Origin of the sequence: Acinetobacter sp. YH12132, from assembly GCF_013418645.1 — a bacterium.
Taxonomy (GTDB): Bacteria; Pseudomonadota; Gammaproteobacteria; order Pseudomonadales; family Moraxellaceae; genus Acinetobacter; species Acinetobacter indicus.
Genome location: NZ_VPBR01000016.1, coordinates 12,205 through 36,506, shown reverse-complemented (window position 1 = coordinate 36,506; position 24,302 = coordinate 12,205). Strand labels below are relative to the sequence as shown.

The 24,302-nt window shown below is 48.5% G+C and carries 25 protein-coding genes; 21 read left to right on the top strand and 4 right to left on the bottom strand.

The window, feature by feature from the left end; all coding sequences use genetic code 11:
* Positions 1 to 9: 9 nt before the first annotated feature.
* The 3 genes from FTU67_RS12405 to FTU67_RS12395 are packed head-to-tail and all read left to right on the top strand — an operon-like array spanning position 10 to position 4,862.
* Positions 10 to 1,674 (top strand): OmpP1/FadL family transporter, encoded by a 1,665-nt coding sequence (locus tag FTU67_RS12405; RefSeq protein WP_016659496.1) that lies wholly within the window; start codon positions 10 to 12, stop codon positions 1,672 to 1,674.
* The gene (gene filE / locus FTU67_RS12400; RefSeq protein ID WP_005179905.1) at positions 1,668 to 2,915 is read left to right on the top strand and encodes a putative pilus assembly protein FilE; all 1,248 of its coding nucleotides are present in this window, start codon (positions 1,668 to 1,670) and stop codon (positions 2,913 to 2,915) included. The genes FTU67_RS12405 and filE overlap by 7 nt, the downstream gene beginning before the upstream one ends.
* Before the next feature lie 18 nt (positions 2,916 to 2,933).
* Positions 2,934 to 4,862: a flagellar protein FilF gene (locus tag FTU67_RS12395; protein ID WP_180061801.1), complete on the top strand. Its 1,929-nt coding sequence runs from the start codon at positions 2,934 to 2,936 to the stop codon at positions 4,860 to 4,862.
* A 70-nt stretch (positions 4,863 to 4,932) separates the two neighbouring features.
* Here the strand turns inward: FTU67_RS12395 and FTU67_RS12390 are convergent, their stop codons facing one another.
* A complete protein-coding gene (locus tag FTU67_RS12390) occupies positions 4,933 to 5,481 on the bottom strand; it encodes an NUDIX hydrolase (RefSeq protein WP_180061800.1) in 549 nt (182 codons plus the stop codon).
* Between the two features lie 122 nt (positions 5,482 to 5,603).
* On the opposite strand from FTU67_RS12390, the gene FTU67_RS12385 reads away from it, so the two are divergent.
* The 9 genes from FTU67_RS12385 to FTU67_RS12345 all read left to right on the top strand — a co-directional run bounded on the left by FTU67_RS12385 (position 5,604) and on the right by FTU67_RS12345 (position 13,844).
* Complete coding sequence (locus tag FTU67_RS12385) at positions 5,604 to 6,212, top strand: CoA pyrophosphatase (protein ID WP_005179902.1); 609 nt, start codon at positions 5,604 to 5,606, stop codon at positions 6,210 to 6,212.
* A gap of 12 nt (positions 6,213 to 6,224) precedes the next feature.
* Entirely contained in the window at positions 6,225 to 6,752 is a 528-nt protein-coding gene (locus FTU67_RS12380) for a gamma carbonic anhydrase family protein (RefSeq protein ID WP_163143421.1), read from the top strand.
* Between the two features lie 124 nt (positions 6,753 to 6,876).
* On the top strand, positions 6,877 to 7,542 hold the full coding sequence (tsaB, locus tag FTU67_RS12375) for a tRNA (adenosine(37)-N6)-threonylcarbamoyltransferase complex dimerization subunit type 1 TsaB (protein WP_005179899.1): 666 nt from the start codon (positions 6,877 to 6,879) through the stop codon (positions 7,540 to 7,542).
* 12 nt (positions 7,543 to 7,554) lie between these two features.
* The gene (locus FTU67_RS12370) at positions 7,555 to 8,379 is read left to right on the top strand and encodes an undecaprenyl-diphosphate phosphatase (RefSeq protein ID WP_016659491.1); all 825 of its coding nucleotides are present in this window, start codon (positions 7,555 to 7,557) and stop codon (positions 8,377 to 8,379) included.
* On the top strand, positions 8,373 to 9,200 hold the full coding sequence (locus FTU67_RS12365; protein WP_005179895.1) for a class I SAM-dependent methyltransferase: 828 nt from the start codon (positions 8,373 to 8,375) through the stop codon (positions 9,198 to 9,200). Before FTU67_RS12370 ends, FTU67_RS12365 begins: the two co-directional genes overlap by 7 nt.
* 113 nt (positions 9,201 to 9,313) lie before the next feature.
* Positions 9,314 to 10,720, top strand: a complete 1,407-nt coding sequence (locus FTU67_RS12360) for a C13 family peptidase (RefSeq protein WP_180061799.1) — start codon at positions 9,314 to 9,316, stop codon at positions 10,718 to 10,720.
* 14 nt (positions 10,721 to 10,734) lie between these two features.
* Entirely contained in the window at positions 10,735 to 11,571 is an 837-nt protein-coding gene (gene fghA, locus FTU67_RS12355) for an S-formylglutathione hydrolase (RefSeq protein ID WP_180061798.1), read from the top strand.
* A 120-nt stretch (positions 11,572 to 11,691) separates the two neighbouring features.
* A complete protein-coding gene (locus tag FTU67_RS12350) occupies positions 11,692 to 12,795 on the top strand; it encodes a YjgN family protein (protein ID WP_005179890.1) in 1,104 nt (367 codons plus the stop codon).
* 11 nt (positions 12,796 to 12,806) lie between these two features.
* Positions 12,807 to 13,844, top strand: a complete 1,038-nt coding sequence (locus FTU67_RS12345; RefSeq protein WP_104503993.1) for a M48 family metallopeptidase — start codon at positions 12,807 to 12,809, stop codon at positions 13,842 to 13,844.
* Positions 13,845 to 13,860: 16 nt separating this feature from the next.
* On the opposite strand, the gene FTU67_RS12340 is transcribed toward FTU67_RS12345, so the two are convergent.
* On the bottom strand, positions 13,861 to 14,145 hold the full coding sequence (locus FTU67_RS12340; RefSeq protein ID WP_104472524.1) for a DUF2218 domain-containing protein: 285 nt from the start codon (positions 14,143 to 14,145) through the stop codon (positions 13,861 to 13,863).
* A 178-nt stretch (positions 14,146 to 14,323) separates the two neighbouring features.
* On the opposite strand from FTU67_RS12340, the gene rpe reads away from it, so the two are divergent.
* From rpe to FTU67_RS12300, 8 genes are all read left to right on the top strand, one after another.
* Positions 14,324 to 15,010, top strand: a complete 687-nt coding sequence (gene rpe, locus FTU67_RS12335) for a ribulose-phosphate 3-epimerase (protein WP_075175405.1) — start codon at positions 14,324 to 14,326, stop codon at positions 15,008 to 15,010.
* Between the two features lie 407 nt (positions 15,011 to 15,417).
* Complete coding sequence (locus tag FTU67_RS12330; RefSeq protein ID WP_180061797.1) at positions 15,418 to 15,885, top strand: hypothetical protein; 468 nt, start codon at positions 15,418 to 15,420, stop codon at positions 15,883 to 15,885.
* Between the two features lie 41 nt (positions 15,886 to 15,926).
* Positions 15,927 to 17,741, top strand: a complete 1,815-nt coding sequence (locus FTU67_RS12325) for a copper resistance system multicopper oxidase (RefSeq protein ID WP_180061796.1) — start codon at positions 15,927 to 15,929, stop codon at positions 17,739 to 17,741.
* A gap of 283 nt (positions 17,742 to 18,024) precedes the next feature.
* Entirely contained in the window at positions 18,025 to 18,726 is a 702-nt protein-coding gene (locus FTU67_RS12320; RefSeq protein ID WP_286420608.1) for a copper resistance protein B, read from the top strand.
* A 311-nt stretch (positions 18,727 to 19,037) separates the two neighbouring features.
* Positions 19,038 to 19,355 carry a quaternary ammonium compound efflux SMR transporter SugE gene (sugE, locus tag FTU67_RS12315; protein WP_005179881.1) on the top strand — a complete coding sequence of 106 codons (318 nt, stop codon included), beginning with the start codon at positions 19,038 to 19,040 and terminating at the stop codon, positions 19,353 to 19,355.
* 33 nt (positions 19,356 to 19,388) lie between these two features.
* The gene (locus FTU67_RS12310) at positions 19,389 to 19,874 is read left to right on the top strand and encodes a methylated-DNA--[protein]-cysteine S-methyltransferase (RefSeq protein ID WP_180061794.1); all 486 of its coding nucleotides are present in this window, start codon (positions 19,389 to 19,391) and stop codon (positions 19,872 to 19,874) included.
* A 229-nt stretch (positions 19,875 to 20,103) separates the two neighbouring features.
* Positions 20,104 to 20,760 carry a nuclease-related domain-containing protein gene (locus tag FTU67_RS12305; protein ID WP_016659479.1) on the top strand — a complete coding sequence of 219 codons (657 nt, stop codon included), beginning with the start codon at positions 20,104 to 20,106 and terminating at the stop codon, positions 20,758 to 20,760.
* Between the two features lie 153 nt (positions 20,761 to 20,913).
* Entirely contained in the window at positions 20,914 to 22,008 is a 1,095-nt protein-coding gene (locus FTU67_RS12300; RefSeq protein ID WP_104989065.1) for a catalase family protein, read from the top strand.
* A 62-nt stretch (positions 22,009 to 22,070) separates the two neighbouring features.
* On the opposite strand, the gene FTU67_RS12295 is transcribed toward FTU67_RS12300, so the two are convergent.
* Complete coding sequence (locus FTU67_RS12295) at positions 22,071 to 22,838, bottom strand: hydroxymethylpyrimidine/phosphomethylpyrimidine kinase (RefSeq protein WP_180061804.1); 768 nt, start codon at positions 22,836 to 22,838, stop codon at positions 22,071 to 22,073.
* Positions 22,839 to 22,930: 92 nt separating this feature from the next.
* On the opposite strand from FTU67_RS12295, the gene FTU67_RS12290 reads away from it, so the two are divergent.
* On the top strand, positions 22,931 to 23,611 hold the full coding sequence (locus FTU67_RS12290) for an HAD-IA family hydrolase (RefSeq protein WP_045795528.1): 681 nt from the start codon (positions 22,931 to 22,933) through the stop codon (positions 23,609 to 23,611).
* A gap of 98 nt (positions 23,612 to 23,709) precedes the next feature.
* Here FTU67_RS12290 and FTU67_RS12285 read toward each other — a convergent pair whose 3' ends face one another.
* Positions 23,710 to 24,177 (bottom strand): Lrp/AsnC ligand binding domain-containing protein, encoded by a 468-nt coding sequence (locus FTU67_RS12285; RefSeq protein ID WP_005179867.1) that lies wholly within the window; start codon positions 24,175 to 24,177, stop codon positions 23,710 to 23,712.
* Between the last annotated feature and the right edge of the window lie 125 nt (positions 24,178 to 24,302).

Below are 24,302 nucleotides of genomic sequence, written 5' to 3'. Positions count from 1 at the left end.
GCTGGTCGTATGAAAATAATTCGACTTCGCCCGTTAGTGTCTGCGCTGATCTTATCGGGCTGTTCGAGTGCTGCTTTTGCACAATTGGGACAAAACCTGTCTGTCGATATCCGTTCCTTGACCATGGGCAACGCGGTCACGGCAGATCCACCGGGCATTAGTGCCATTCATTTTAACCCGGCAGCCTTAACTAAAATTGAAGGCTTGCAAACCGATGTACAAGGGGTGCTGGCGCACTTTGATGTACAGCGTGAGTTTTCTGCGCCAGCCGACTATAACGTATTTGGTTATTCCGATGATCCACTGGTCTGTCATGATGGACCGGAAATTCTGGCTGACTTTTGTACCGACTTTAAAGGTGAAGTATCGGGTGATGTGGAATATGCATCGCTCTATGTGCCGGTACTGAAAAAGTTTGTTGATCTGGGTGAAGGCATGCCACTGGCCGCACCAACAGCAGGGATTGCCTACAATCCGCCGGGGTCTAAAACCACCTTTGCTACTGCGATGTATGCGCCGTTAATTGCCGGTTTTGGTGCTGAAGATGGCAACCCAGGTAACTTCATGGGGCAGCAGGTGGCACTGGAACGGATTACCTATCTGTCACCGTCAATTGCCTATCAGGTCAATGATGAGCTATCAGTCGGGGCATCGGTGGGAATGTCCTACCAGGCCATTGCCATGAATACCGACTTGCGTTTCCCGAATGACCTGATCGGGATGCTGCGGATGATTGATGAAGTCGTCTGTACCCCGTTTAAAGAAAACTCCGATATTATTACCGATATTCTGTTGCTGGGGATTTGTAACGCACAGGAAGGCATGAATCCGTTTGGTCGTTTTGGACAAATGGATCTGGCCGTCGAGCAAAGTCTGAGCCCAAGCTATAACCTCGGGGTGTTATGGGAGCCACGTGAAGATTTCAGCTTTGGTATGGTCTATCAAAGCTCCGCCAAAATGCGGCTCAAAGGTAAATATCATATTGATAATGCCAAGGCGCCGAGTGAGCTGATTAAAGGCTTGATGTCTTCCCCAACCGGGCAAATTTTGGCGGCAATTTTAGGCTTCCCGAACTATATTCCGGCCAGTGAGTCAGGGCTGGTGGCGATGGATTTTGAATATCCAGCGCATTTCCAGGCCGGGATTAAATACAAGGTAATGCCAGATTTACAGGTGAACTTTGATGTCGGCTGGACCGATTATGCTGCTTGGGACAAGTTCAAGTTTGAATTTGACCGCCAGATTTCTGCCCTGAAAATTGCCAAATTATTGTCTGAACATGTCTCTGACAGCTCGCTGGCCTTGCCGATGGGCTTCCAGTCACCATGGAGTTGGGGCATCGGGATTGAATATTCTGCTACCGACCGTTTAAAGCTGCGTGCCGGTTATGAACCACGAACCAGTGCGATTCCAGATGACAAGCGTAATACCATGGTACCCATTAATAATGCACGTCTGTTTGGTTTAGGTGTGGGCTATCGTTTTGATGCCGATACTGACCTGGATTTATCGATCGGCTTCCTGCAAAGCCGGGACAAAATTCCAGCCAATACCAGTAGCCTAGCCAACAAAGAAGGGGTGAATAACTTATTACTCAACCCGTATGCGGGACTGAATGTCAAAACCGCTAGCAACATTACAATTTTAGGTCTGAGCTATAGAACACGATGGTAAAAGTGACAAAGCGTTTATCTGGCTTGATTTGCCTGTCTTCACTCTGGGCGCTGTCTTTGGGCTCGGCCAGTGTAAGTTATGCCAATGAGTTTTATACCATTATTGGCCCGGATGGCCGGCCGATGGTGGTACAGCGTAAGGCCGAAACCCGGCCGGCCGCGAAAAAAGAAGCTGTGCCGGTAAACAAAACGCAGGCACAAAGTAGAGCATCCTCTGCTTTGAATCCGGCGCAGCCGCAAGCGCAAATTCCCGTTTCTGAACCTGTCAGAGCTCCTGCTGTTGCAGTCGTACCCACAGTTAGTACTGTACCGACTCAACCAGTCACTACGGTAAAACTCACAGAAAGTATCCCACAAAAAACACCAGATACAGCAGTTGTGGAACAGCCTGTCGTCACACCAGTTGTATCGGCAACCACAAAACCGGTATCAGCTTCATCATCTCCAACGATTACATCTGTCATCCCGCAAACTGAATCTCAGAAAGTATTGAAGACTGTGCAAGCTGATCAACCAGACCGTACTTCATCTTCCGGTTTTACCGAAATGGAAGGGGAGCAGTACGTCAATAATGAATACCTGGAACACAGTGAATTTAACCTGGAGGGGAAAAAGCGTTTTTATATGATGCCGGAAGGCGTAGTTGACAGTAAATTGGGCGGTGGTGCGACCCGGGTGCAGGTGGTAGAACGTGAAAAAGGAGTCGGACAATCGGTGCTGGATCGCCTGTTCAAGAAACGCCAGCCAGAAAGTGTCAAGCCAATGGTGCTGTCATCGACTTATTATCGTATTGCACAGGCCGATGCCATCAGCAGTTTAGGCCAGTCCTGTTTTAACAATAAAAAAATTAAACATGCCAAGACCCTGGCCGTACAGAAAGACGTCAATCTCTGGCCACGTGCACCATTAACAGATGAATTTGATTATGAGGTGGTGAAGCTGGAGGGAGATTTACGCCATCTTCAGGTGAATTCATACGCTTCTAAAACCCGGCAACCTACATTTTACTGGCCTTTTGCCGTTTTTCTGGATGCGCAAGGCTGTGTGATTGAAGGTGCAGGCGGCTACAAGAGCCAGGATACTCAATCCACCTTATTGCAACATGAGCAGGTGGAAGGGGTGATTCAATTGCCGGCTCAAACCCGTTATCTTCTTTTAACCCCGCTGGCATCGGCAATCGATATGGAAAACCGCCAGTTAAGTAATCAGGGCCAATTGAAAATTATTGCCTTAGATCAATAAAAAACATGAGACATCAGGATGAAGAAATCAAATATTTTAGCCTTGAGCAGTACCGCCTTGATGATGGCACTCAGTGGCTGTGGTGGTGAAAGTGCCAATGTCATTCCAGAGCCGAATATTGTGTCGGAAATTAATGGCAGTTGTGTTAGCGGGCAAAACTGTGTGGAGTTTGCCCTGGATTATCCGGTGGATGGCCTGAATTTCACCTGTAGCAGTGATCCAAGCAAAACCTATATTACCCTGATTGCGCCAACCACCAATGCCGCCACCGGTAAATGTAGTGCCGGTGATAAAGTCCATTTCTTTATTCAGGAAAAAACAGAAAAATCAATTAATCTGGGGACAGTAAGCCTAGCTGATATTGGTCTGGCCAATTCGGTCAGTGCCAGCTTGCCGCGTTTAACCCTGCTGGATATTGCCCGTGGCTTAACCGGACAGGCCGCAACCGAACTGACCCCATCGGATTCAACTGTTCAAGTGGCACAGGCAATTACACGTATTTTACAGGCTTTATCAATTGAAAGTTCCAAGAACCAAGAACGGCCGACCATTGCCGGTGATGTGCAGCCACTTTATATTTCTGCGCTAAAAAAAGAACAGCTGGATGATATTTTGGGTTCGGTGACGCTGGAGGATTACCGTTCCGGTGCCTATGTCAGCAAGTTAAGTCCTTGGGTTGACTTGAGCACCGTCAGTGATGCGCAGGCCTCTGACGCGCTGAAAACCCTGGTTTATATGACCAACTCTGCCTCTTATCAGGCCAACTATCCGGTACTGGCTGTGGAGGGTTCGACCTTACCACAAGGTTTATATGGCTGTAATCAGGATGATTGTAAACAGAACTCGAATACCTTAAGACACCTGATTGGCCAGTTCCAGTTGATGACCGATCGCTCGGGTTATACTTTCGGTTATGGCATGCAGTGGCGTGGAACCATGTCGACCAGTAATGAAAACCCGTTATTGACCATTACGGCCGATTTCTTGAAACGTGTCCGTCCGGAACTGATGACCGCAGCGGCACAAAATAACTGGATTAATCCACTGAATGAAACGATCCAGGGGCCTTATCGTTTTAGCATCAACAGTAACCGGACTGAAGATTTTACCGTGACCCAGGGGAAACTGTATAACGATTATATGATTGCCGGCACCGAAGGCATTTATAAAACCCTGACCAAGTTCCCGACAGGAAAGCCGGAAGAATATGGCCGCTGGACCCAGACTATTGGCACGGATCAGTTTAAGGGCTCACTGGATATCTATAAATATTTTCAGGTGAATTTCCTGGATAACCGGATTTTTACTTCGGCGAAAAATGTGGCCTTGGGTGAGCGTTATATTTTCCCGTTATATGCCACTCTGAATTTCAATTTTGCTAATAATGCCGCGCCAGCAATTAAGCTCGGGATTGTGCTGGATGAGCAGGGCAATATCCGTACCGATATTGGCCCAAATCCGACCGCAACCGATCTGTCGGGGACCTGCGCAGTCGCTACAGATAGCAGCACGCCAGAGATTGTGGATAGTAATAATGTCACGCAATATCGTGTTGGTGTACTGGGAGCAACCGATCTGAGCAATCAGGCGATTACCCTGCGGATGATTCTGGCCAATCCGGTCTTTAACCAGCTGAATGGTGCCGTAATTGGTCTGAATACCCGGGTTGACAATACCCAGGGCGAGCAGGCCATGGTGGTGGGTGGTGCGCGGCTGAATATGGGTAATCTGGTCAATCATACCTCGACCCGGATTAGCCTGAGTGACTTCTCCGGCAACAATACCGTGTCATGGAGTAACCTGTATACCTTGCAGCTCAAGACTTTTACCAATCAGGATAGCAACAATGCTACGGATGCCGATAAAGAACTGGCTAAACTCACCGGTGGAACCGTGAGCATCGAAGTGGCGGACTGTTATAACCCGGAACAGGTGCGTATCCAGTAACAGCAATATATTCATTAAAATACAAAAGCCCATCTACGGATGGGCTTTTTCTTGGCGGGGATATTTATTGTTAACCAGTATGATCCAAACGCGTACCCAAGGTTTCCAGATGAGTCGGGAAATGCTGGTTTTTGCGGTCTTCAAAATAATGTCTTAAGGTATGTTCCACGCTTGGGAAGGCTAGTTCTGCCCATGGAATTTCATCTTCGCTAAACAGACGCGATTCAATAGTTTCTTCACCCGCCCCAAATTGCCCTTCAATCAGCTGCGCTTTAAACAGCACATAAATCTGGCCAATCCGTGGAATGTTGTACATGCAGTACAGCTGCTCAATCTCGATTTCCGCTTCTGCTTCTTCACGGGTTTCACGTGCCGCGCCTTGTTCCATGGTTTCAAACAGTTCCATATAACCGGCAGGTAGGGTCCAGAGTCCATAACGCGGTTCAATGGCACGGCGGCATAATAACACCTGATCTTCCCACAGCACCAAAGCACCACAAATCACTTTCGGATTCACATAATGAATACTGCCACAATGGCTGCAAACACGGCGTAACTGATGATCGCCTAAAGGAATTTTTTCCGCTGTTTTATGTCCACACGTTCCGCAAAAGTTCATATTCAGCATCAACGATAAAGTTGCTGATCAGCATAACTGAAAAAATGAACTTTGGCATCATTTCTATCCTTTTGCCCAGAATTTCAGCTATGATGAAAGTCAGGCAATCAGGATAATAAAAGATGGTAGAGCATTCATTGACACAGGAATTGCAACAGCGCTTACGCTTCTCGCGAAGTATGCGTGAGGCGCATGCGGCCGTGTTGATTGCGATTACCGATGAAGCTCAGCCGAAAGTCCTGCTGACCCGCCGTTCGGCCTATTTAAACAGCCATGCTGGCGAGGTGTCTTTTCCGGGTGGCAAGCGCGATCCGCAGGATACCAGTAATATTGTGGTGGCACTGCGTGAAGCACAGGAAGAAACCGCGCTGAATCCTTTTGATGTGGAACTGATTGGCGATTTGCCAATGCAAAAATCGCGTAATGGCATGCTGGTCAAACCCATTGTCGGCCTGATTCCACCCGAGGTGCAGCTGTCAGCGCAACCGACCGAAATTGACCGTATTTTTTTCGCCTCTTTAAAAAATCTGATGGAAGCGCCGCCAGTGCCGTATGAGGTGCGCTATGCCCATCAGTCTTTATATTTTCCCAGCATGCGTGTTGAAAATGAGATTGTCTGGGGATTAACTGCACGGATGCTGGTGGCTTTATTTCAGTATGGGCTGGATTATCAAAAAGAATGGCCATTTTTACTGAATTCACCGACGTTTCGATTTAAATCATCTAAATAGGGAATTTTAATGTTGTATAAATTTCAGGGCATTGCCCCAAAAGCATTACATCAACCATGGGATGGTTGGGTCGCCGAAACCGCAACGGTCATTGGTCAGGTCGAGCTGGGTCGGCAGGTGAGTATCTGGTTTGGCGCGGTGGTGCGTGGCGATAACAGCCTGATTCGTCTTGGAGATTTTAGTAATGTCCAGGAAAATGCGGTGCTGCATACCGATGCGGGTATTGAGATGCAGATTGGTAACTATGTCACTATCGGTCATCAGGCCATGTTGCATGGCTGTACCATCGGCGATAACAGCCTGATTGGTATTAACGCGGTGGTGCTGAATCATGCCGTGATTGGGAAAAACTGTATTATTGGCGCCAATGCGCTGATTCCGGAAGGCAAAGTCATCCCGGATAATTCGGTGGTGATGGGTTCTCCCGGCAAGATTGTAAAAACCCTGGATGAAGCAGGGGCAGCCCGCCTGAAACTGAGCGCCTTACATTATGCCGAGCACTTCAAGCATTTCCAGCAACTGGAAAAAGTCGAACTTTAAGATACCTAAAGGCCAGTTTGAAACTGGCTTTTTTTCTGTGTGAAAGCCGGTGAAGTTCTCGCCTAGTGTCTAGGAGTGGAGTATGATAGCGGCCAGTTTTTAAAATTTAATTTTAAGGTTGTGCATGAAGTTACTGGCATTGGAAACTGCCAATGAGCAGTGTTCCGTTTCGATTGTAAATGACACGCAGGAACTGTTTTTTCAGTTGGATGAGCGCGCCAAGGCACAAACCCAAACCATTCTCCCGATGATTGAGCAAGGTTTTGCTCAGACCGAAACGGCCACTGCCGATTTAACCGCAGTGGCCTTTAGCCGTGGCCCGGGCTCGTTCAGTGGCGTGCGGATTAATGCCGCGGTGGCACAGGCACTGGCCTGGTCACATGATCTGCCGGTCATTCCAGTCTCGACCTTGCAGGCGCTGGCGCAAGCGGCTTATCGGCTAGCAGGTTTAAGCGCGGTAACAGCAGTGCTGGATGCGCGGATGAATGAAGTCTATATCGCCAGTTTCCAGTTAGATGCAGAAGGCATTATGCAGCCGGTGAGCGAAGAACAGTTATTGGGCTATAGTGATGCGGCGGCCGTAGCGCAGTCCCCATTAGTAGGCTCAGGTTCAACCTTATTGCAACAAGAACAAACACAATACAAAGACTTAAGTGCAACGGCGCAAGATATTGCTACCATTGCACGCGTATTGGCTCAACGTGAAGCATGGGTCAGTGCGGAATACGCATTACCGGTGTATTTGCGGGATAATGCTTGGAAAAAAATTCCAGAACAAGGCAAATCATAACTAGGATTTTCTATGGATTTTTTACTGCTGCTGAAAGCGGCAATTATGGGAATTGTTGAAGGAATCACAGAATTCTTACCAATTTCCAGTACCGGCCATTTAATTTTGGCTTCAGAACTGATGAACTTCTGGACCAAAGAAAAAAGTGATGTTTTTGTAATTGCCATTCAAATGGGGGCAATTGCAGCAGTGATTTATGAATACTGGACCCGGCTTTGGGGCGCAGCCACCGGCATGTTCACCGGCGAAGAAACCGGACGCCGTCTGGGCTTTGGCCTGATTCTGGCCTCGCTGCCGATTATTCTGATTGGTTTGACTTTCGGGCAAACCGTGAAAGCGATGTTGTTTAATGATATCGCCGTGGCCATTGGTCTGATTATTGGTGGTCTGATCATTATCTGGATTGAGAAGCATCCACCTCAAGTACGGGCACAGGAAGTTGAAGACCTGACCTATAAAGATGCAATCTGGATTGGTCTGATTCAGGTACTGTCTTTAATTCCGGGCACTTCACGTTCGGGTGCGACCATTATTGGGGCGATGTTCCTGGGCGTATCACGTAAAGCGGCGACAGAATTCTCGTTCTTTCTGGGAATTCCGGTGATTATTGGCGCAGGCTTGCTGGATTTATATCAAAGTTATGATGTCTTCCAGACCACGCAGGACTGGACCGTATTGAGCGTCGGGATTATTGTTTCCTTTATCTCCGCATTAATCTTAATTCGCGCGCTGGTGGCGTATGTGGCCAAACGCGACTTTATGATTTTTGCCTGGTATCGTATTGTGTCAGGCCTTCTGATTTTACTCTTTGCATATACAGGCTGGACCTTATGGTAAGCGAACTTCGCTGCTATACCGAACCCGCATTTTTTGAGAAAGCACAGCACTATCAGGCTGTGCTTTCTTCACGTGGGGTTACCCTTCAAATTGATGTCATCGACAAACTGAATGCACGTTTTTTAAGACTGCATCCAGACATGGCGCTGTGCGTTGATGCCGATGGCCTGTGGCTATGTGCGCTGGGCATGAAAATGCAGCCAGACTGGCAGGCTGAAATTCCGCGTTTAAAACGCGCGTCATTAAAGTCAGAAATGCTGGCCCGTGCCTGTAACCTGGCGGAAAAACCGCAGCTGATTGATGCAACTGCAGGTCTGGGCCATGACAGTTTGCTGATGGCGCATCTGGGGGCTGAAGTAACGCTGGTAGAACGGCATCCGATTCTGTTTAGTTTATTGGAAGACAGCTACCAGCGCGCCCTACAGGACCCGTTTTTAAGCAAGGTTGCCGCACGCATCCACTTGGTCTTTTCTGATTCGGCTGATTACTTAAAAGCGCAGGCAGAAGCAGGGCAGGCTGTTGATGTGGTGTATCTGGATCCGATGTTTCCACAGCGTGACCAGAACCAGCAGGCGGTAAAAAAACAGGCACAAGTCAAAAAGCAGATGCAGCTGCTGCATTTGTTATTGCCGGAACATGGTGAAATGGATTTGGGCGATGCCTTGCTACCGCTGGCGCAAAAAATCGCCAAACGTGTGGTGGTTAAGCGACCACGTCTGGCGGTATATCTGGCCGGGCAAACACCGGATCATCAATGGACGGGAGATGCCTGCCGCTTCGATGCCTACTTCCAGCAGGACGCGACCAAAGTAAACGGGTAATCGCTTCAAAACTGGGCAAAGATTTGTTATATAGTTAAAAAAGAGCATTGATAATTATGACATCAGGCATAAACTAAGTCTGCACAAAGCGAGCCACTGCTAACGACAATCTTATGATCGACTTTAAACCCTCCATCAATTTTTGGCATGATTTTAAAAGCAACCAAACAGCGGGGATGTGGTTATTTTTTGGTTCGCGCCGATCTTTACAGATTGTCCGTCCTTCCATTCTGCAACTGATTTTCTGGGGCATTTTAGGTGGTCTGGCCAATACTTTATTTAGCTGGCTCAGCGCCGGTGAAACCGGTGATTTTAACCCGCAAGGTCTGGTCAGTTATGCCTTGTGGCCGTTTATTGCCTTAATTGTCGGGATTTTCCTGTCCCAGCGCGTTAATAATCCACGCCTCATGCTGGTACCGGCTTTACTGTGGCTGGTGTTAGACACCCACATCGCCTTATTGCAAAGCCTGATTCAATATCTGGGCATGATTGATGTGCTGCCCTATGTGTTCTATGACTATCTGCCACTGATTTTTATGGTGCTGTTTGTCTGGCAGAGTCTGGCGGTGGTCTGGGTATTTTCCCGTGAGCTGAAATGGCCGTGGTGGGAACGTGCGCTGATTGTTCTGGCCACGCTGTTTACCCTGGTGGTGTGGCAGATGTCGGTCAAGAGCCAGCCAATCTGGAAAGTGGAAGAGGTCCCGCCGACGTTTAGTGAAGAAGCCTTTTATGCACAAAGCAAGGTACTGAATCAGGCGCTGGAGAAGATTCAGTATGGCGAATTTGCGCAATCACACTGGTATTTTCTGGGGGTGGCCGGAGCCAGTTATCAGGATGTGTTTATGTCCGAAGTCGAGCGGATTCGGGAACAGTTCGATACCCGCTTTGGCACTTTTGGCCGCTCGATGATTCTGGTGAATAACCCGATGACACGCAATGTCACCCCGATTGCCTCACGCACCAGTATGGAACTGGCACTGCGCCGTATAGGCCAGCAGATGAATCCGGAAAGCGATGTGCTGTTTTTATACATGACTTCACATGGCTTGCCGAACCAGTTTGAAATGGAAAATGCGCCGCTGGAACTGCAACAGGTTGATCCAAAATGGCTGCGCGATGCGCTGGATAAATCCGGTATCCGCTGGCGCGTAATTGTGATCTCGGCCTGTTATTCGGGCAGTTTTGTTTCGGCCCTGCAAAATGACAATACTTTGGTAATTACCGCATCGGCCGCAGATCGCGCTTCATTCGGCTGTTCCAACGAAGCCGATTATACCTATTTTGGCCGGGCTTTCTTTGATCAGGCCATGCGTGAAAATAACAGCTTTGCCGAGGCTTTTGCACAGGCCAAGCTGACCGTGGAAAAATGGGAGCAGGCACAAGGTTTTGAACCATCTGAACCGCAATGGTCGATGGGCAAGAACATGCAGCTGATGTTGCCGCAACTGGAGCAGCGTTTATTCCCGCAAGCCATGGTGGCGCAGCCAAATGAAATGCCTTTAACTTTAGACAGCCCTTAAAACAGGATAAGACGATGGAATTAATACAGAACAATCGATGCTTTGATGGCGAACAGCGAATTTACCGTTTTAATTCCAGCAGCTTAAACGGGGAAAGCCGTTTTGGTATTTTTCTGCCGGCACAAGCCTTGGCCGGTCAGGACTGTCCGGCGCTTTTTTACCTGGCGGGTTTAACCTGTACCGAAGAAACTTTTGCAATTAAAGCGCATGCCCAGCGTCTGGCGGCACAGTTGGGCTTTATTCTGATTAGCCCGGACACTTCACCTCGCGGTGAGCAGGTGGCGCAGGGCGATCACTGGGATATTGGGCAGGGTGCAGGTTTTTATATTAATGCAACCCAGGCACCCTGGGCAGCGCATTACCAGATGGAACAGTTTGTTGCAGAAGAGCTGTATGCGCTGGTGTGTGAACAGTTTGCGGTGCAAACCGACAGCATTGGTATTTTCGGCCACAGTATGGGCGGCCATGGTGCGTTAACGCTAGCCTTTAAATATCCGGAAAAATTTAAATCAGTTTCTGCCTTTGCGCCGATTTGTGCACCAAGCCAGTGCTCGTGGGGCGAGAAAGCTTTTAGTACTTATTTAGGCGATGATCGTCAAGGCTGGCAAGCGCATGATGCCACCGCACTGGTCCAGCAAAAAGGCAAGCAATTTGCCGATATTCTAATTGATCAGGGCTTGCAGGATCAGTTTTATAGTCAGCTGAATCCGGCGCTGTTCCAGGCCGCCTGTGCGCAGGCCGGACAGCCGCTGAGCTTACGTGAACATGCTGGCTATGATCATGGTTATTACTTTATTCAAAGTTTTATCGATGATCATCTGCAATTTCATGCAGTTCAATTACAATCCTAATATCATCCATCGCGCAAAACACCGCTTTTGACCTGTTGCAGGGTGAAAGCGGTCTGTGAATTTTTGCTTTTTTAATTTTTAACCGTGTCTTTATTTTAAAAAATAATTATAAGGCCTGATATGCAAAACCAAGATATACATCCGACTTTTACCGCAGAGGAACAGACCCAGTTGCCGCCGGCGCTTGTCGTTGATTCACCTGAGCCGCAGCTGCTTGGACAGCGCCACCCTTTTCATTTTTATGGCACTGCCATGGAATATTTCGGCATCTGGATTGTCAATATTCTATTGATTATTGTCACGCTGGGACTGTATGCGCCATGGGCCAAAGTACGCCGCTTGCGCTATTTTTATGGCAATACCGAATTTATCCAGCGCCGTTTTGACTTTACCGGTGTGCCGAGCAAGATTTTAATCGGGCGGCTGATTGCGATTGGCTTGTATCTGGCCATTTCACTGTTATCCAACTATTCAGTACGCGCTACCTTGATTGGGGTGCTGATTCTGTATCTGGCGGTACCCTGGCTGATTCGGGCCACCATCCGCTTTAATGCACGTAACAGTAAATTTGGTAACAGCCGCTTTTTCTTTTCTGGCACCAGCAAAAAAGCCTATATCGAATTTTTAAAAGGGATTCTGGTGTATATCTTGACCCTGGGCATATTTTTCCCGGTGCTGATCTGGCTGTATAAGCGTTATTGCCTCGATCATCTTTATGCGGGACAGCTACAGTTTAAATTACAGGCCGACTGGCCGGCCTATATGCGCGCCATGTATGTGCCGCTGTTTCTGTTTATCGGCTTGCTGGGAGCGGCAGCGCTGGTACTGGCCTTGCTGGCCGATTTTTCCAGTCTGAGTGCGGTGCAGTATGTCTGGATTTTTATGGGCATCTATCTGCTGGCGGCTTTATTCATCTGGCCATTAATGCTGGCGCGGATTTTTATGACCAGCTGGAACAATACCACCCTCAGTCGCAGCCAGTTTCAGACCAGTTGCAACCAGTGGCGCTATGCCTGGATTGTGCTCAGCAACTGGATTGTGAAAATTTTAACCCTTGGCCTTATGACGCCGTGGGCGGCAATCCGTTTATATCGCTATCAGGTGGAGTCTTTAAGCCTGCATTTAAATAATGATCCGGACCTGCTGATGAACCAGTTACAGGGTGATCCAAGCGCGATTGCGGAAGAAATCAGCGATATCTTTGATATTGATGTGTCTTTATAAGGAAAGCACTGATGCAACAGATGACGGTTGAAGCCGTGTTTTATGATGGTCAGAGTGCCAAGCCTTATACTGCTCAGGTGTTGGCAGCCGATGCGGACAGTATCTGGGTTCAGTATGGTGAAAACTTTGCCTTGCAGCGCCGTTATCGTTATCAGGACATGCTGCTGATAGGCGCATTAGGCCGTATCCAGCCGGTAATTGAACTCCAGGATGATGCACGTCTGGAGTTTCAGCAGCCTTTACCGGACTGGTTTCAGCTGCAGCAAAAGAATATCTATCAGTCGATCTGGAAGCTGGAGCGTACCCCCAGCCTGATTCTGTTTAGCACCATTTTTATTGTGGCGCTGGCCTTTGCCACGGTGAAGTGGGGCATTCCGTGGGCCTCGCATGTGGTGGCCAATCAGTTACCGGAAACCACCCTGAACAGTGTCGGCAATGAAGCAGAACACTATGTGCTGGAGATGACGGGTCCAAGCCGTTTAAGTGCGGCGCGCCAGCAGGCAATTTTACAGCAGTATCAGGCATTGGTGGCAGAAGACCGGCCGGCGAAACTGCTGTTTCGAGAAGGGAATCGGTTGGGTGCCAATGCGGTGGCGATTCCCAACAATACTATTATTCTGACCGATGAACTGGTTGAGCTGGCACAGGATGACCGGGAAATTCTGGGGGTGCTGGCACATGAGCAGGGTCATCTGGTCGAGCGGCATAGTCTGCAACAGGCGCTGGCCAGTTTAGGTTTTGGGGTCATCCTGATTGCGATTACCGGTGATGGCTCCGATTTAATGACCAGCCTGCCTCTGGCTTTGGTAGGTGCCAGTTATTCGCGTAATTTTGAAGCCGAAGCCGATCATTATGCCTTAACCACCATGCAGCACAAGCAGGTGCCAACCATCCATTATGCCAACCTGTTACAACGGCTGGCAGATGAAAGCGGCGAAAGCGAGCAGGGTAAGTCGGTCTGGGATTTTCTGCAAAGCCATCCGGCCACGCAGGAGCGTATTGAAGCAGTCAAGGCCTTTGAAGCCAAGCAATCTGCCGAAGTAAAATGAGCAGATCTAAGTAGGTTTAATCGGCCTGCTGCCAGTCAGCACTTAACTGTTCCTGTCCCATGCGTTGCAGATGATCCAGCACCACCTGTTCCAGCCGGTTCAGGTCGGTGTGTTCATCTAAAGCAATAATTTCGGTATAGAGCGCATCAGATTGTGGCTGTAACACAATGGTCGCGCTTGGCATCAAAATACGCAGTTCCTGTGCTGTTTCCTGTACTTCAAATTTGTGTTTCCAGTGGTTACCCAGGCGTTTGGCCAGACGGGCCGCTTGTGTGGTGGCAATATGACTATAACGTTTCATGAAAAATCCTGTTCAGTAAGCCTTAAGCCTAAGAGAAAAGAGCGCCCAGACAAAGCCGCGTGTTGCAACACAGCGTTGTAGATTTGCAATCTTGCCGCAGGTGGCCATCTGCCGCCCCAGAGCCGGGGACAATTTGTTATAATGGCGCAGTCACTCAAATACTTAGCCAGGGTCTCCCATGTCCAAGCCATATTTAATTGCGCCTTCTATTCTTTCTGCAGACTTTGCCCGTTTAGGGGAAGAGGTAGAAAAAGTGCTTGAAGCCGGTGCTGATGTTGTCCACTTTGATGTCATGGACAATCACTATGTACCCAACCTCACCTTTGGTGCAGGCGTATGTAAGGCCCTGAAAAATTATGGGATTCAGGCGCCAATTGATGTGCATTTAATGGTCTCTCCGGTAGATCGTATGATTGGCGACTTTTTGGAAGCCGGTGCCGATATTATTACCTTTCATCCGGAAGCTTCAGATCATATTGACCGTTCGCTGCAACTGATCAAGTCGGGCGGTGCCAAAGCGGGTCTGGTTTTTAACCCGGCAACACCACTGCATTATCTGGATTATGTGCTGGATAAAGTCGACCAGATTTTATTGATGAGTGTGAACCCGGGCTTTGGTGGCCAGAAATTTATTCCCATGACCCTGGAAAAATTACGTCAGGCGCGTCAGATCATTGATGCCTCAGGCCGTGATATTCGCCTTGAGGTTGATGGTGGCGTTGGCCCGGCCAATATCCGTGAAATTGCCGAAGCCGGTGCCGATATGTTTGTGGCAGGTTCAGCGATTTTTGGCAAACCGGATTATAAAGCTGTGATTGATGAGATGCGTGCCGAGCTGGCCAAAGTCGGTGCCGTGAATACCTAATAAAACTGGATAAGTTATCGGCACCCTGTGGATAACTTTGTGATTAACTCTATGGATATCTATGTTGATAACAGTATGGATAACCGGATTAATTTATAAACAGTTGTACATCAATCGTTTACCAATTAGACATAAAATGTATAAAAAGGACTCAAATGAGTCCTTTTTATTTGAGCAAAAGCCCTAAAATTCCTGCTTTTTTATTCAGCTCTGCTTAAGAGTTATACTGCACAATAAATAACTTTATTATTTTATTGATATGCAAAACAATCTTCCCGGCAGCAGCAATTTAAAATTTAAAGTATTGTGTATAACTGTGAATTTCTCTATGCTGGTTTGCACAGGCGTTCAGCTGTTTTAAGCAGCTTCAACGCTGGGGTTTGGTCTTATGGGGTGAGGAAATCCTGTTGCATACACAGCGCAGACAACCGGTGTGGTTCAGCTATCTGATGGCATTTGTCATGGGATGGAGCAGTCTTGTGCTGGCTGTTGTACAACCAGCGCATGCGGCCATGCAACTGTCCAACTCTGCCATGATCACCAGTGTGAAATCATCCCTTTCATCACCTACACCTTGTCATGCTGAAAAGGCAGATTCTCCTGTAGAACAGCATCACCCAAGCCATCATAGCACCAGTCCATCTGCACAGTTATCCGACTGCGAGCAAGGGCATCATCCAGAGCAGCATTTAAACTGTCAGGATTGTCCGCCACTGCATTGCCAGCCGGGTCTGAGCTATCTCAAGATTGCGCTCCCTGTGCTGGAACAGGCAAGCCCGACCTTTGAGCCTGAGCTGCGCTTTCATCTCTATCATGCCCAGCATTTACCCGGTTACTGGCAGGAAATCCTGCGTCCACCGAAAACCTTATCCTGACTTTAAAAACTTTTCTTTTTTTATTGTTTTAAGGATAAATCATGTCAATTCAATTGCGTCAGGCCATCGTGCTTGGCTTATGTCTGTGCGCATCGTCCTGGGCGATGGCCGCAGTCCGGGAATATCATCTGTATATTGATGAGCAGCCGGTCAAGCTGACCGGAAAAACTGCCAAAAAAATAAGTGTGAATGGCCAATTCACAGCCCCCTTGCTTGAATTTGAGGAAGGTGATGAAGCGGTGATTCATGTGCATAACCAGCTTCAAAATCGCGATTCTTCCATTCACTGGCATGGTCTGTTATTGCCGGGTGTAATGGATGGCGTGCCGGGCTTTAACGGCTTTCAGGGCATTGCGCCGAAGGGACATTTTACTTATCGCTTTCAGCTACGGCAGCAGGGCACCTACTGGTATCACGCCCATTCCAAAGGTCAGGAGCAGGATGGGCTATATGGCCCGCTAGTCATTTATCCCAAAGGCAAACAGCCTGTGGCTGCGCATGAGCAGGCCGAGCGGGATTATGTGGTGATGCTGTCCGATTTTCACGCATCTTCCAGCGACACGATTTTAAATAATCTGAAAAAGTCGGCCGAGTATTATCAGAACCAGCGTGAAACCCTGGCCGATGTGTTGCAGCAGGTGAAACAGCAGGGCCTGAAACAGACCTGGCAGCAACGTTCCATGTGGAACCAGATGCGTATGCTTAGAACCGATTTGTCGGATGTCACCGGTTATCAGTTTTTAATTAATGGCAAAACACCGGAACAGGCCTGGACCGGGCTGTTCCGACCGAATGAAAAAGTGCGTTTACGTTTTATTAATGCCTCGGCCATGTCGTTTTTTGATGTACGCATTCCGCAGCTCAAAATGACCGTCATCAGCGCTGATGGCCAGCCGGTCCAGCCGGTGCCTGTAGATGAGTTCCGGATTGGGACAGCAGAAACCTATGATGTACTGGTGGAACCAAAAGCCGGCCATTACCAGATTGAAGCAGAATCAATTGACCGTTCAGGCTTTGCCATTGGTAGTTTATTGCAACAGGGCATGCAACCACCGCCACTGCACATGCCAACCGCACGACCACGTGCGGTATTGACCATGGAAGATATGGGACATGCTGCTCATGGTGCAGAAAGTACTGCGCCACATGCGGTACATAGTGCGTCATCCACATCTTCGACCCTGCAGCATCCATCGATGACGCATGCTGCCATTAAAGAGACTGAATCTTTAACGGTAGCCGAAGATCATCCTGCAGTGCATTCATCGCATGCAACGCAGGCGCAGTCAAAATCTTCGGCCAGTTCGGTCCCTCAAGGTTGGGCCAATGCCTCAACACCCGCCGGACATAAAGCACTTCGCTATGCGGACTTAAAAGCCTTAAAGCCGCAGCCGGATACGCGCGCGCCGGTGCAAGAGCTGGTGATTCGTTTGGGCGGCACGATGGAACGTTATATCTGGACCATCAATGGCAAGAAATTTAGCGAGGCTGAACCATTGCAGGTGGCCTATGGCGAACGGATTCGGCTGAAATTTATTAATGACAGCATGATGGCGCATCCGATGCATTTGCATGGCATGTTTATGCAGCTGGAAAATGGTCAGGCTGCTGCCGACCTGCCAAATAAACATACCCTGATTGTACCGCCTGGAAAAACCGTGAGCGCGTTATTGACCGCCGATGAGCTGGGGGAATGGGCAATCCATTGTCATCTGCTGTATCACATGAGTTCGGGCATGATGAATAAGTTAGTGGTGGCACAGGTGATGCCAGAGCAGACGGCTTCATTACCCGCAGCTCCATCTGCGCTGCCAGCTGCTGTTCAGTCTTCGGGAGATGCACATGCACATCACTAATTTTGCCCGTTTCAATCTGCTGGGAGCCATGCTGTTTGCGACACCGATGTTATCGGCGCAGACACAGCACCCATCTTCCCATGTTACAGAACATGAAGTTGTACCGCAGACGTCAGTAAAATCTGTCGATAAACATGCACAACACAAGCAGATGATGCAGGCTGAACATCAGCAACATCAGCAACATCAGCAACATCAGCAACATCAGCAACATCAGCAACATCAGCAACATCAGCAACATCAGCAACATCAGCAACATCAGCAACATCAGCAACATCAGCTCATGAGCATGCCTCATCTGGTGGAGAAGGCTGCAACGGCAACAACGCATGATCACCGACAGGAGCATGGCGGGCAGTGGTATCAGTCCAGTATGCTGGAATCAAAATGGATGCAGCATGCGGGTGGACGCGGAGTGTGGCAGTCCGAGCTGGAAAGCCGGGTCGGAACGGATGAACACAAGCTGTTTTTCAAACTGCATACCCAGCAGGCCGAGTCGCAACAAGCTGAATATGAGGCACAGGTTTTATATAGCCGGATGATTTCTGATTTTTGGGATATCCAGGCTGGTGTGGCCTATCAGGAGGATCAGACTTCGGCACAGCAATGGCGTGGTGTGGTTGGCCTGCATGGGCTGGCGCCGTATTTCTTTGAATCTGAGGCCTATTTGTCGCTTGCCGAAGATCAGCAGGTGCTGCTGAGTCTGGACACTGAGCGAGATCTTTTGCTGACCCAGAAACTGATTCTGGCACCTTATTTGCAGGCCAAGCTGGTACTTTCAGATGAATCGGTGCAAGCGCAGAAAACTGGTTTAAACCAGCTGCAGACCGGGCTACAGATGCGTTATGAAATCAGCAAAAAAGTCATGCCGTTTGTAGATGTGGCCTATGGCTATCATAAAGGGCTGGCCCAGACAGCTGAGCAGGATGCGACAGAATCGGAACAGGGCTGGCAATATGGCGCCGGGTTACGGTTGAAGTTTTAATCCGATCCAGCGTTTATCCATACACCGGATGGGCTTTGGTTCATCCTTTTGTTTGCTGGAGAAACGACCTATGCTCCAGCAAGCAATTTATTCACTTAAGTGAAAAAGTTTGAATCGCCTTATCTGGGTTGTGATTTTTAGTCCCTCTTGAGCTGAAGGTCATTCCCCTCCAACGGTGTTTTACTGGCAGGCGGCGGATTTTTGCTATACTGATACCGTAATTCTGGAGGAACGACCTCCCTTAAAGGTGCTGTCTTTAAGAAAAATCGTCAGGACGGCCTGACTCTATCTGAATAATGGAGGAGGGCGTGATGGCCTGGATCGTATTAATTTTTGCCGGTATTTTTGAAATTGTCTGGGCTTATTTTATGAAGCTTTCAGACGGTTTTACCAAGCTTACCCCAAGCATTCTGACCATTTTCTTTATGGTGCTCAGTTTTGGCCTGCTGGCCTATGCCATGCGTAGTTTGCCGCTGGGCACGGCCTATACCATCTGGACCGGAATTGGTGCGGTCGGTTCTTTTCTGGTGGGTATTTTTGTACTGGGCGAGCCGGCATCGGCCATGCGTATGCTGGCGGCAGTGTTAATTATTTCCGGTCTTGTGCTGATGAAACTTTCATCGGCATAATCAAGCTAGACCAAAACTGAACAGGAGAAGGAGATGAAACTTGCATTTATGTATATGCCTTCTCCGGTCGGGCGTTTAAAACTGGTGGCTACAGACAGCGCGCTGGTCGCTGTGATCTGGGACAATGAAAATCCCAAACGGGTCCGGCAGGCCGAGCTGGTAGAGCAGTTGGATCATCCGATTTTGCTGGATGCGCAACAACAGCTGAATGAATATTTTCAGGGCCAGCGTCAGACTTTTGAACTGCCTTTAGATTTTGAAGGCACAGAATTTCAGAAAAAAGTTTGGCAGGCACTGCTGAATATTCCTTTTGGCGAAACCCGCAGTTATCGGCAAATTGCTGAGCAGGTCGGCAGTCCCAAAGCGGTACGGGCTGTCGGTGCGGCCAATGGCCAAAATCCAATTTCAATTATTGCACCCTGTCATCGGGTGATTGGCAGCGGCGGTACACTGGTTGGTTTTGCCGGTGGACTAGACAATAAAGAGATTCTGTTAAAACTGGAACAACAGCAAAAATAAATACGGATAATCTGTGGTGTTGCATCGCCCACAGCAGGCCAATAAACAGCTTAAATCAGTAAGCATCCGTTGATTAAAAAATAGATCACCAGATTGAACATCTTCAGGTAGATAGAATCTTTCTGTATCCACCTGATAACGAAAATTAAACCAGCATTATCATTCCTGAATGAAACACCGTTTTATGCTAGAGTCGGGTCAAGATCATCACCATTAAAATAAAACCGAAATGCATGATGTAAATATTTTGAGTATGTTGATTTCACAGCTGTGGTGGCTGTTGCTGGTTCTGCTGGGCTTGAGCCTGCTGCGGGTGTTCCTGCCGGACTTAAAGGGCAAAATCGGGGAGTGGGCTGTTCAGCGACAGGCCAAGCAACATCTGGATGAGCGTTATATTTTACTTAATGATTTGACCTTGCCCGATCAGGATGGTGGCACCACACAAATTGATCATGTGCTATTAAGTCCTTTTGGCGTCTTTGTGATAGAAAGCAAAAACTATAAGGGCTGGATTTTTGGCAGTGCGCGGCAAAAAATGTGGACCCAGAAAATTTATAAAAAGAGTTATAAATTCCAGAATCCCTTGCATCAGAATTACAAACATACTCAGGTGTTGAGTCATTTGCTGGCTGATCTGCTGGAGCCGGAACATTTACATTCAATAGTGGTATTTATGCCGGGCTGCGAATTTAAAACAGAGATGCCAAAGCAGGTATTTCAAGGGACAGGCTGGGTAAATTACGTACAGGAGTTCCAGACCGAAGTCATCTCCGCCATGCGCTTAAAACGTTTGCAATTACGACTGGAAAAAGAAGTACTGGACCCGTCCTGGCAAACCCGGCGCGCGCATGTGGCGCAGCTTAAATCCAGACATCATCAAGACTGAACCCAAGTATCGTGTTGAGCTGAGTCGTCTACGCTTACCAAACTCTCCTGAACTGTTGAATAAGCACTATATTTTTCTGGCTCTCAGCTTGCTAGATTGGTGGATATTAGCCAATTTTTGCCAGATGTTCAGGCCGGAACAGGAGCGTTCACGATGTCAGAGCCGTATCTACTGTATACCCCGCAGGTTGAACAGGAACAGCCGAATGAAAGCCGCTTGATTGAAGATATTATCGAGCATATGGCCCAAGCCCGACAACAGGTGTTTGACAAGCATCGCCATGCAGTCCGCGATGCGCATGCCAAATCACATGCATTTCTGAAAGGTATTTTGACCGTGCCGGTGTTGCCGCCGCATTTGGCGCAGGGAATTTTTGCCGAGCCAGGACATTATGATGTGATGGTGCGTTTATCGGCTGCGCCGGGAGATTTACGCAGTGACCAGGTGCCAGTACCGCATGGCTTTGCCTTAAAAATCCTGAATGTGCCGGGCGCACGCTTACTGGCCGATGATCCGAGTGATGGTAAAAACCAGGATATTCTGATGGTGAATATTCCGGTGCTGGCCTTTGGCACGCTGCGTAAATACCAGCAGATGCTGCCTCTGGTGACACGCGCGGAACAGGCGCCCGATCCGATGTTAAAAGGCATGCGCAGTATGGCGCGCAGTTTAAATACACTGGTGGATAAAGCCGGTTTAGAAGTACCGGTAACTTTAAAAGGCTGGGCGCGCAGTCAGAACCATATTCTCGGTGAAACCTATCACACCATGGCTGCACTGCGTTATGGCGACTATATGGCAAAAATCAGTGTGGCGCCGGAATCGACCTCGGTACGTCAGCTGACCAATATTCCAATGCAGATTAGCCATGACTCCAGCATCCGCGATCTGGTTCGGGATTTCTTTAAGCACCATAGCGCCGATTATGTATTGCGTGCGCAATTATGTACCAGTCTGGAACGGATGCCCATTGAAGATGCCTCGGTATTATGGCCGGAAGAAGAATCTGCGCATCAGACCATTGGCACTTTGCATTTTCCCAAACAGGACAGCTATAGTCCGGAGCGGCGGGTTTATGCCGATGATGTGTTGTCGTTTAACCCGTGGCATGGCGTGCAGGCGCATCAACCTTTGGGTTCAATTATGCGGGTACGTAAACAGGCTTATGAACGTTCCGCCTCGTTCCGGCACCGGATGAATACCCAGCCGCGAGCCGAACCGCAGCAGCTGGATGATATGCCGGATTAAAGGGCTTCAGATTCAGGTCGAAAAAATACCTGCCATGGGGCAGGTATTTTTTATATTAAGGATTAAAAGCGTTTTGGAATCTTCTGACCATTCGGTACCGGACTTTCTGCCTGTTTTAGTACCCCAAACAGCCAGGTTTCAGCATAATTCACAGCGGCTTGCAGTTCATCACCTAGTGCTAAACGGCCGGCAATAAAGCTGGCCAGCGAGCAGCCCGAACCGTGGTATTCGCCTTCTAAACGCGGGCAACGGGTTTCTGAAATCAGTTCACCATCTATATATAAAGCATTGCGGATGTGATCCGGGGTATCTTCATGGCCGCCTTTAACCAAAACCGCCTTGGCACCCATCGTAAACAGTTTCTGGGTGGCCAGTTCCAGATCATCTTCACCGGTCAGGGCACGCAGTTCTACCGTATTCGGGGTCAGTAAGGTTGCCAGTGGAATCAGCTCGACAAAGGCCTTGACCAAAGTCGCCTGATCACCCAGAGAGCCACCGCTGTTGGCGACCAGAACCGGGTCCAGCACATAGTAATAGTCCGGATGTTCTCTCAAGAAATCTGCCAGCGCTGCAATATTGTCGGTGGTGCCGAGCATTCCCGATTTAACACAGCGAATTGGCAGATCGTTCACCACGGCATTGGCCTGGGCCAGTAGCAATGCTTTGGAAGTGGCTTCAAAGCCAAACACCTGCTGCGAGTTTTGCACCGTGAGGGCGGTACAGGCAATGGCCGCATGTGCGCCACTTTGACCAATCGCTTCAATATCAGCCTGTAAGCCCGCGCCCCCAGAGGGATCTAAACCAGAAAAGCAAAGTACCGTTGGACGCACATCCATATCCTTCAATCATGAATTTACGTTAGTATAGGCAACTTTGAATCAAGTCTCGAGTGTATTTCACGGTCGAAGGGGGAGAAAAATTCATGATTAAACATCTGCTGATTGATTTGGATGGCACCCTGACCGATCCAAAAGTGGGTATTACCACCTCGGCGCGTTATGGACTGGCAAAAATTGGTCATCCACTACCAGAATCTGAAAATATTGACTGGATTATTGGTCCGCCACTGAAAGCTTCACTGGCAAAAATTTTACAGGTTGAACCGAATGATGTGCTGGCGGAACAGGCACTGATGGGTTATCGCGAGCGTTTTGCCGTGACCGGTTTATATGAAAATAAGGTTTATCCGACTGTGGCGGAAACCTTGCAAACCTTGAAACTCCAGGGCTATCAGCTGTTTTTAGCCACGGCCAAGCCGACCATTTATGCACGGCAGATTCTGGAGCATTTTGAGCTGGAACAGTATTTTACCGGCATTTATGGCAGCGAGCTGAATGGTGATCGGACCCATAAAGATGAATTAATTGCCTATATTCTGGAGCAGGAACAGCTGCAGGCCAGCCAATGTCTTATGGTCGGCGACCGGGAATATGATGTGCTGGGGGCGCGACATAACGGGATTGAAGCGGTCGCGGTCGAATATGGTTATGGCACGATGCAAGAGCTGGATCATGCTGCACCAAAAGCCCGTATTCAGCAGTTTTCCCAGTTGCCGAATGTGGTGGCTGACTTAAATAGTGCATTGGCATCCTGTCAGGCTTAATATAAAAAATCCATTCGGCTGATGCTGTATTCATCAGCCGGTGGCTGGATTTTCCATGCGCCTAATCACATCGACGGATCTATCGACTCTCTGAAACATCAGCCTTCAATATTTAAATACAGACTTTCTTTAACTTCTTCCATTACCACATAACTGTGTGAAGAGGCTGAGGCCGGCAATTTTTTCAGTAAATCGCCAAGTAAACGCCGGTAGGCGCTCATTTCTTTGAGCCGTGCTTTAACCAGATAATCAAACTCGCCGGAAATCAGATGACACTCGAGCACTTCCGGAATATCCACCAGATCTCGCGCCACCTGATCAAACACATCGCCCGATTTGGCCGACAGTTTAATCTCCAGAAATACCAGCAGTTTCTTGTCCACCAGTTCAGGATTCAGGCGGGCATAATAGCCCATAATAATGCCATCGCGTTCCAGCCGTTTAACCCGTTCCGAGCAGGGCGTGGTGGATAAATTGACCTTGGCCGCCAGCTCACTAATCGCAATCCGGCCATTGTTTTGCAGGATGTCCAAAATCATGCGATCAATCCGGTCTAATTTACGCATCTAAAAATTCCTTTATTCCAAAAAATATCCTGAAAAAATGGGCGGATTATCTGAAAATACCCACTAAAAATAGCAAAATTCACTATTGATCCGAAAATATACTAGTTAAATAAACTGGAATGTAT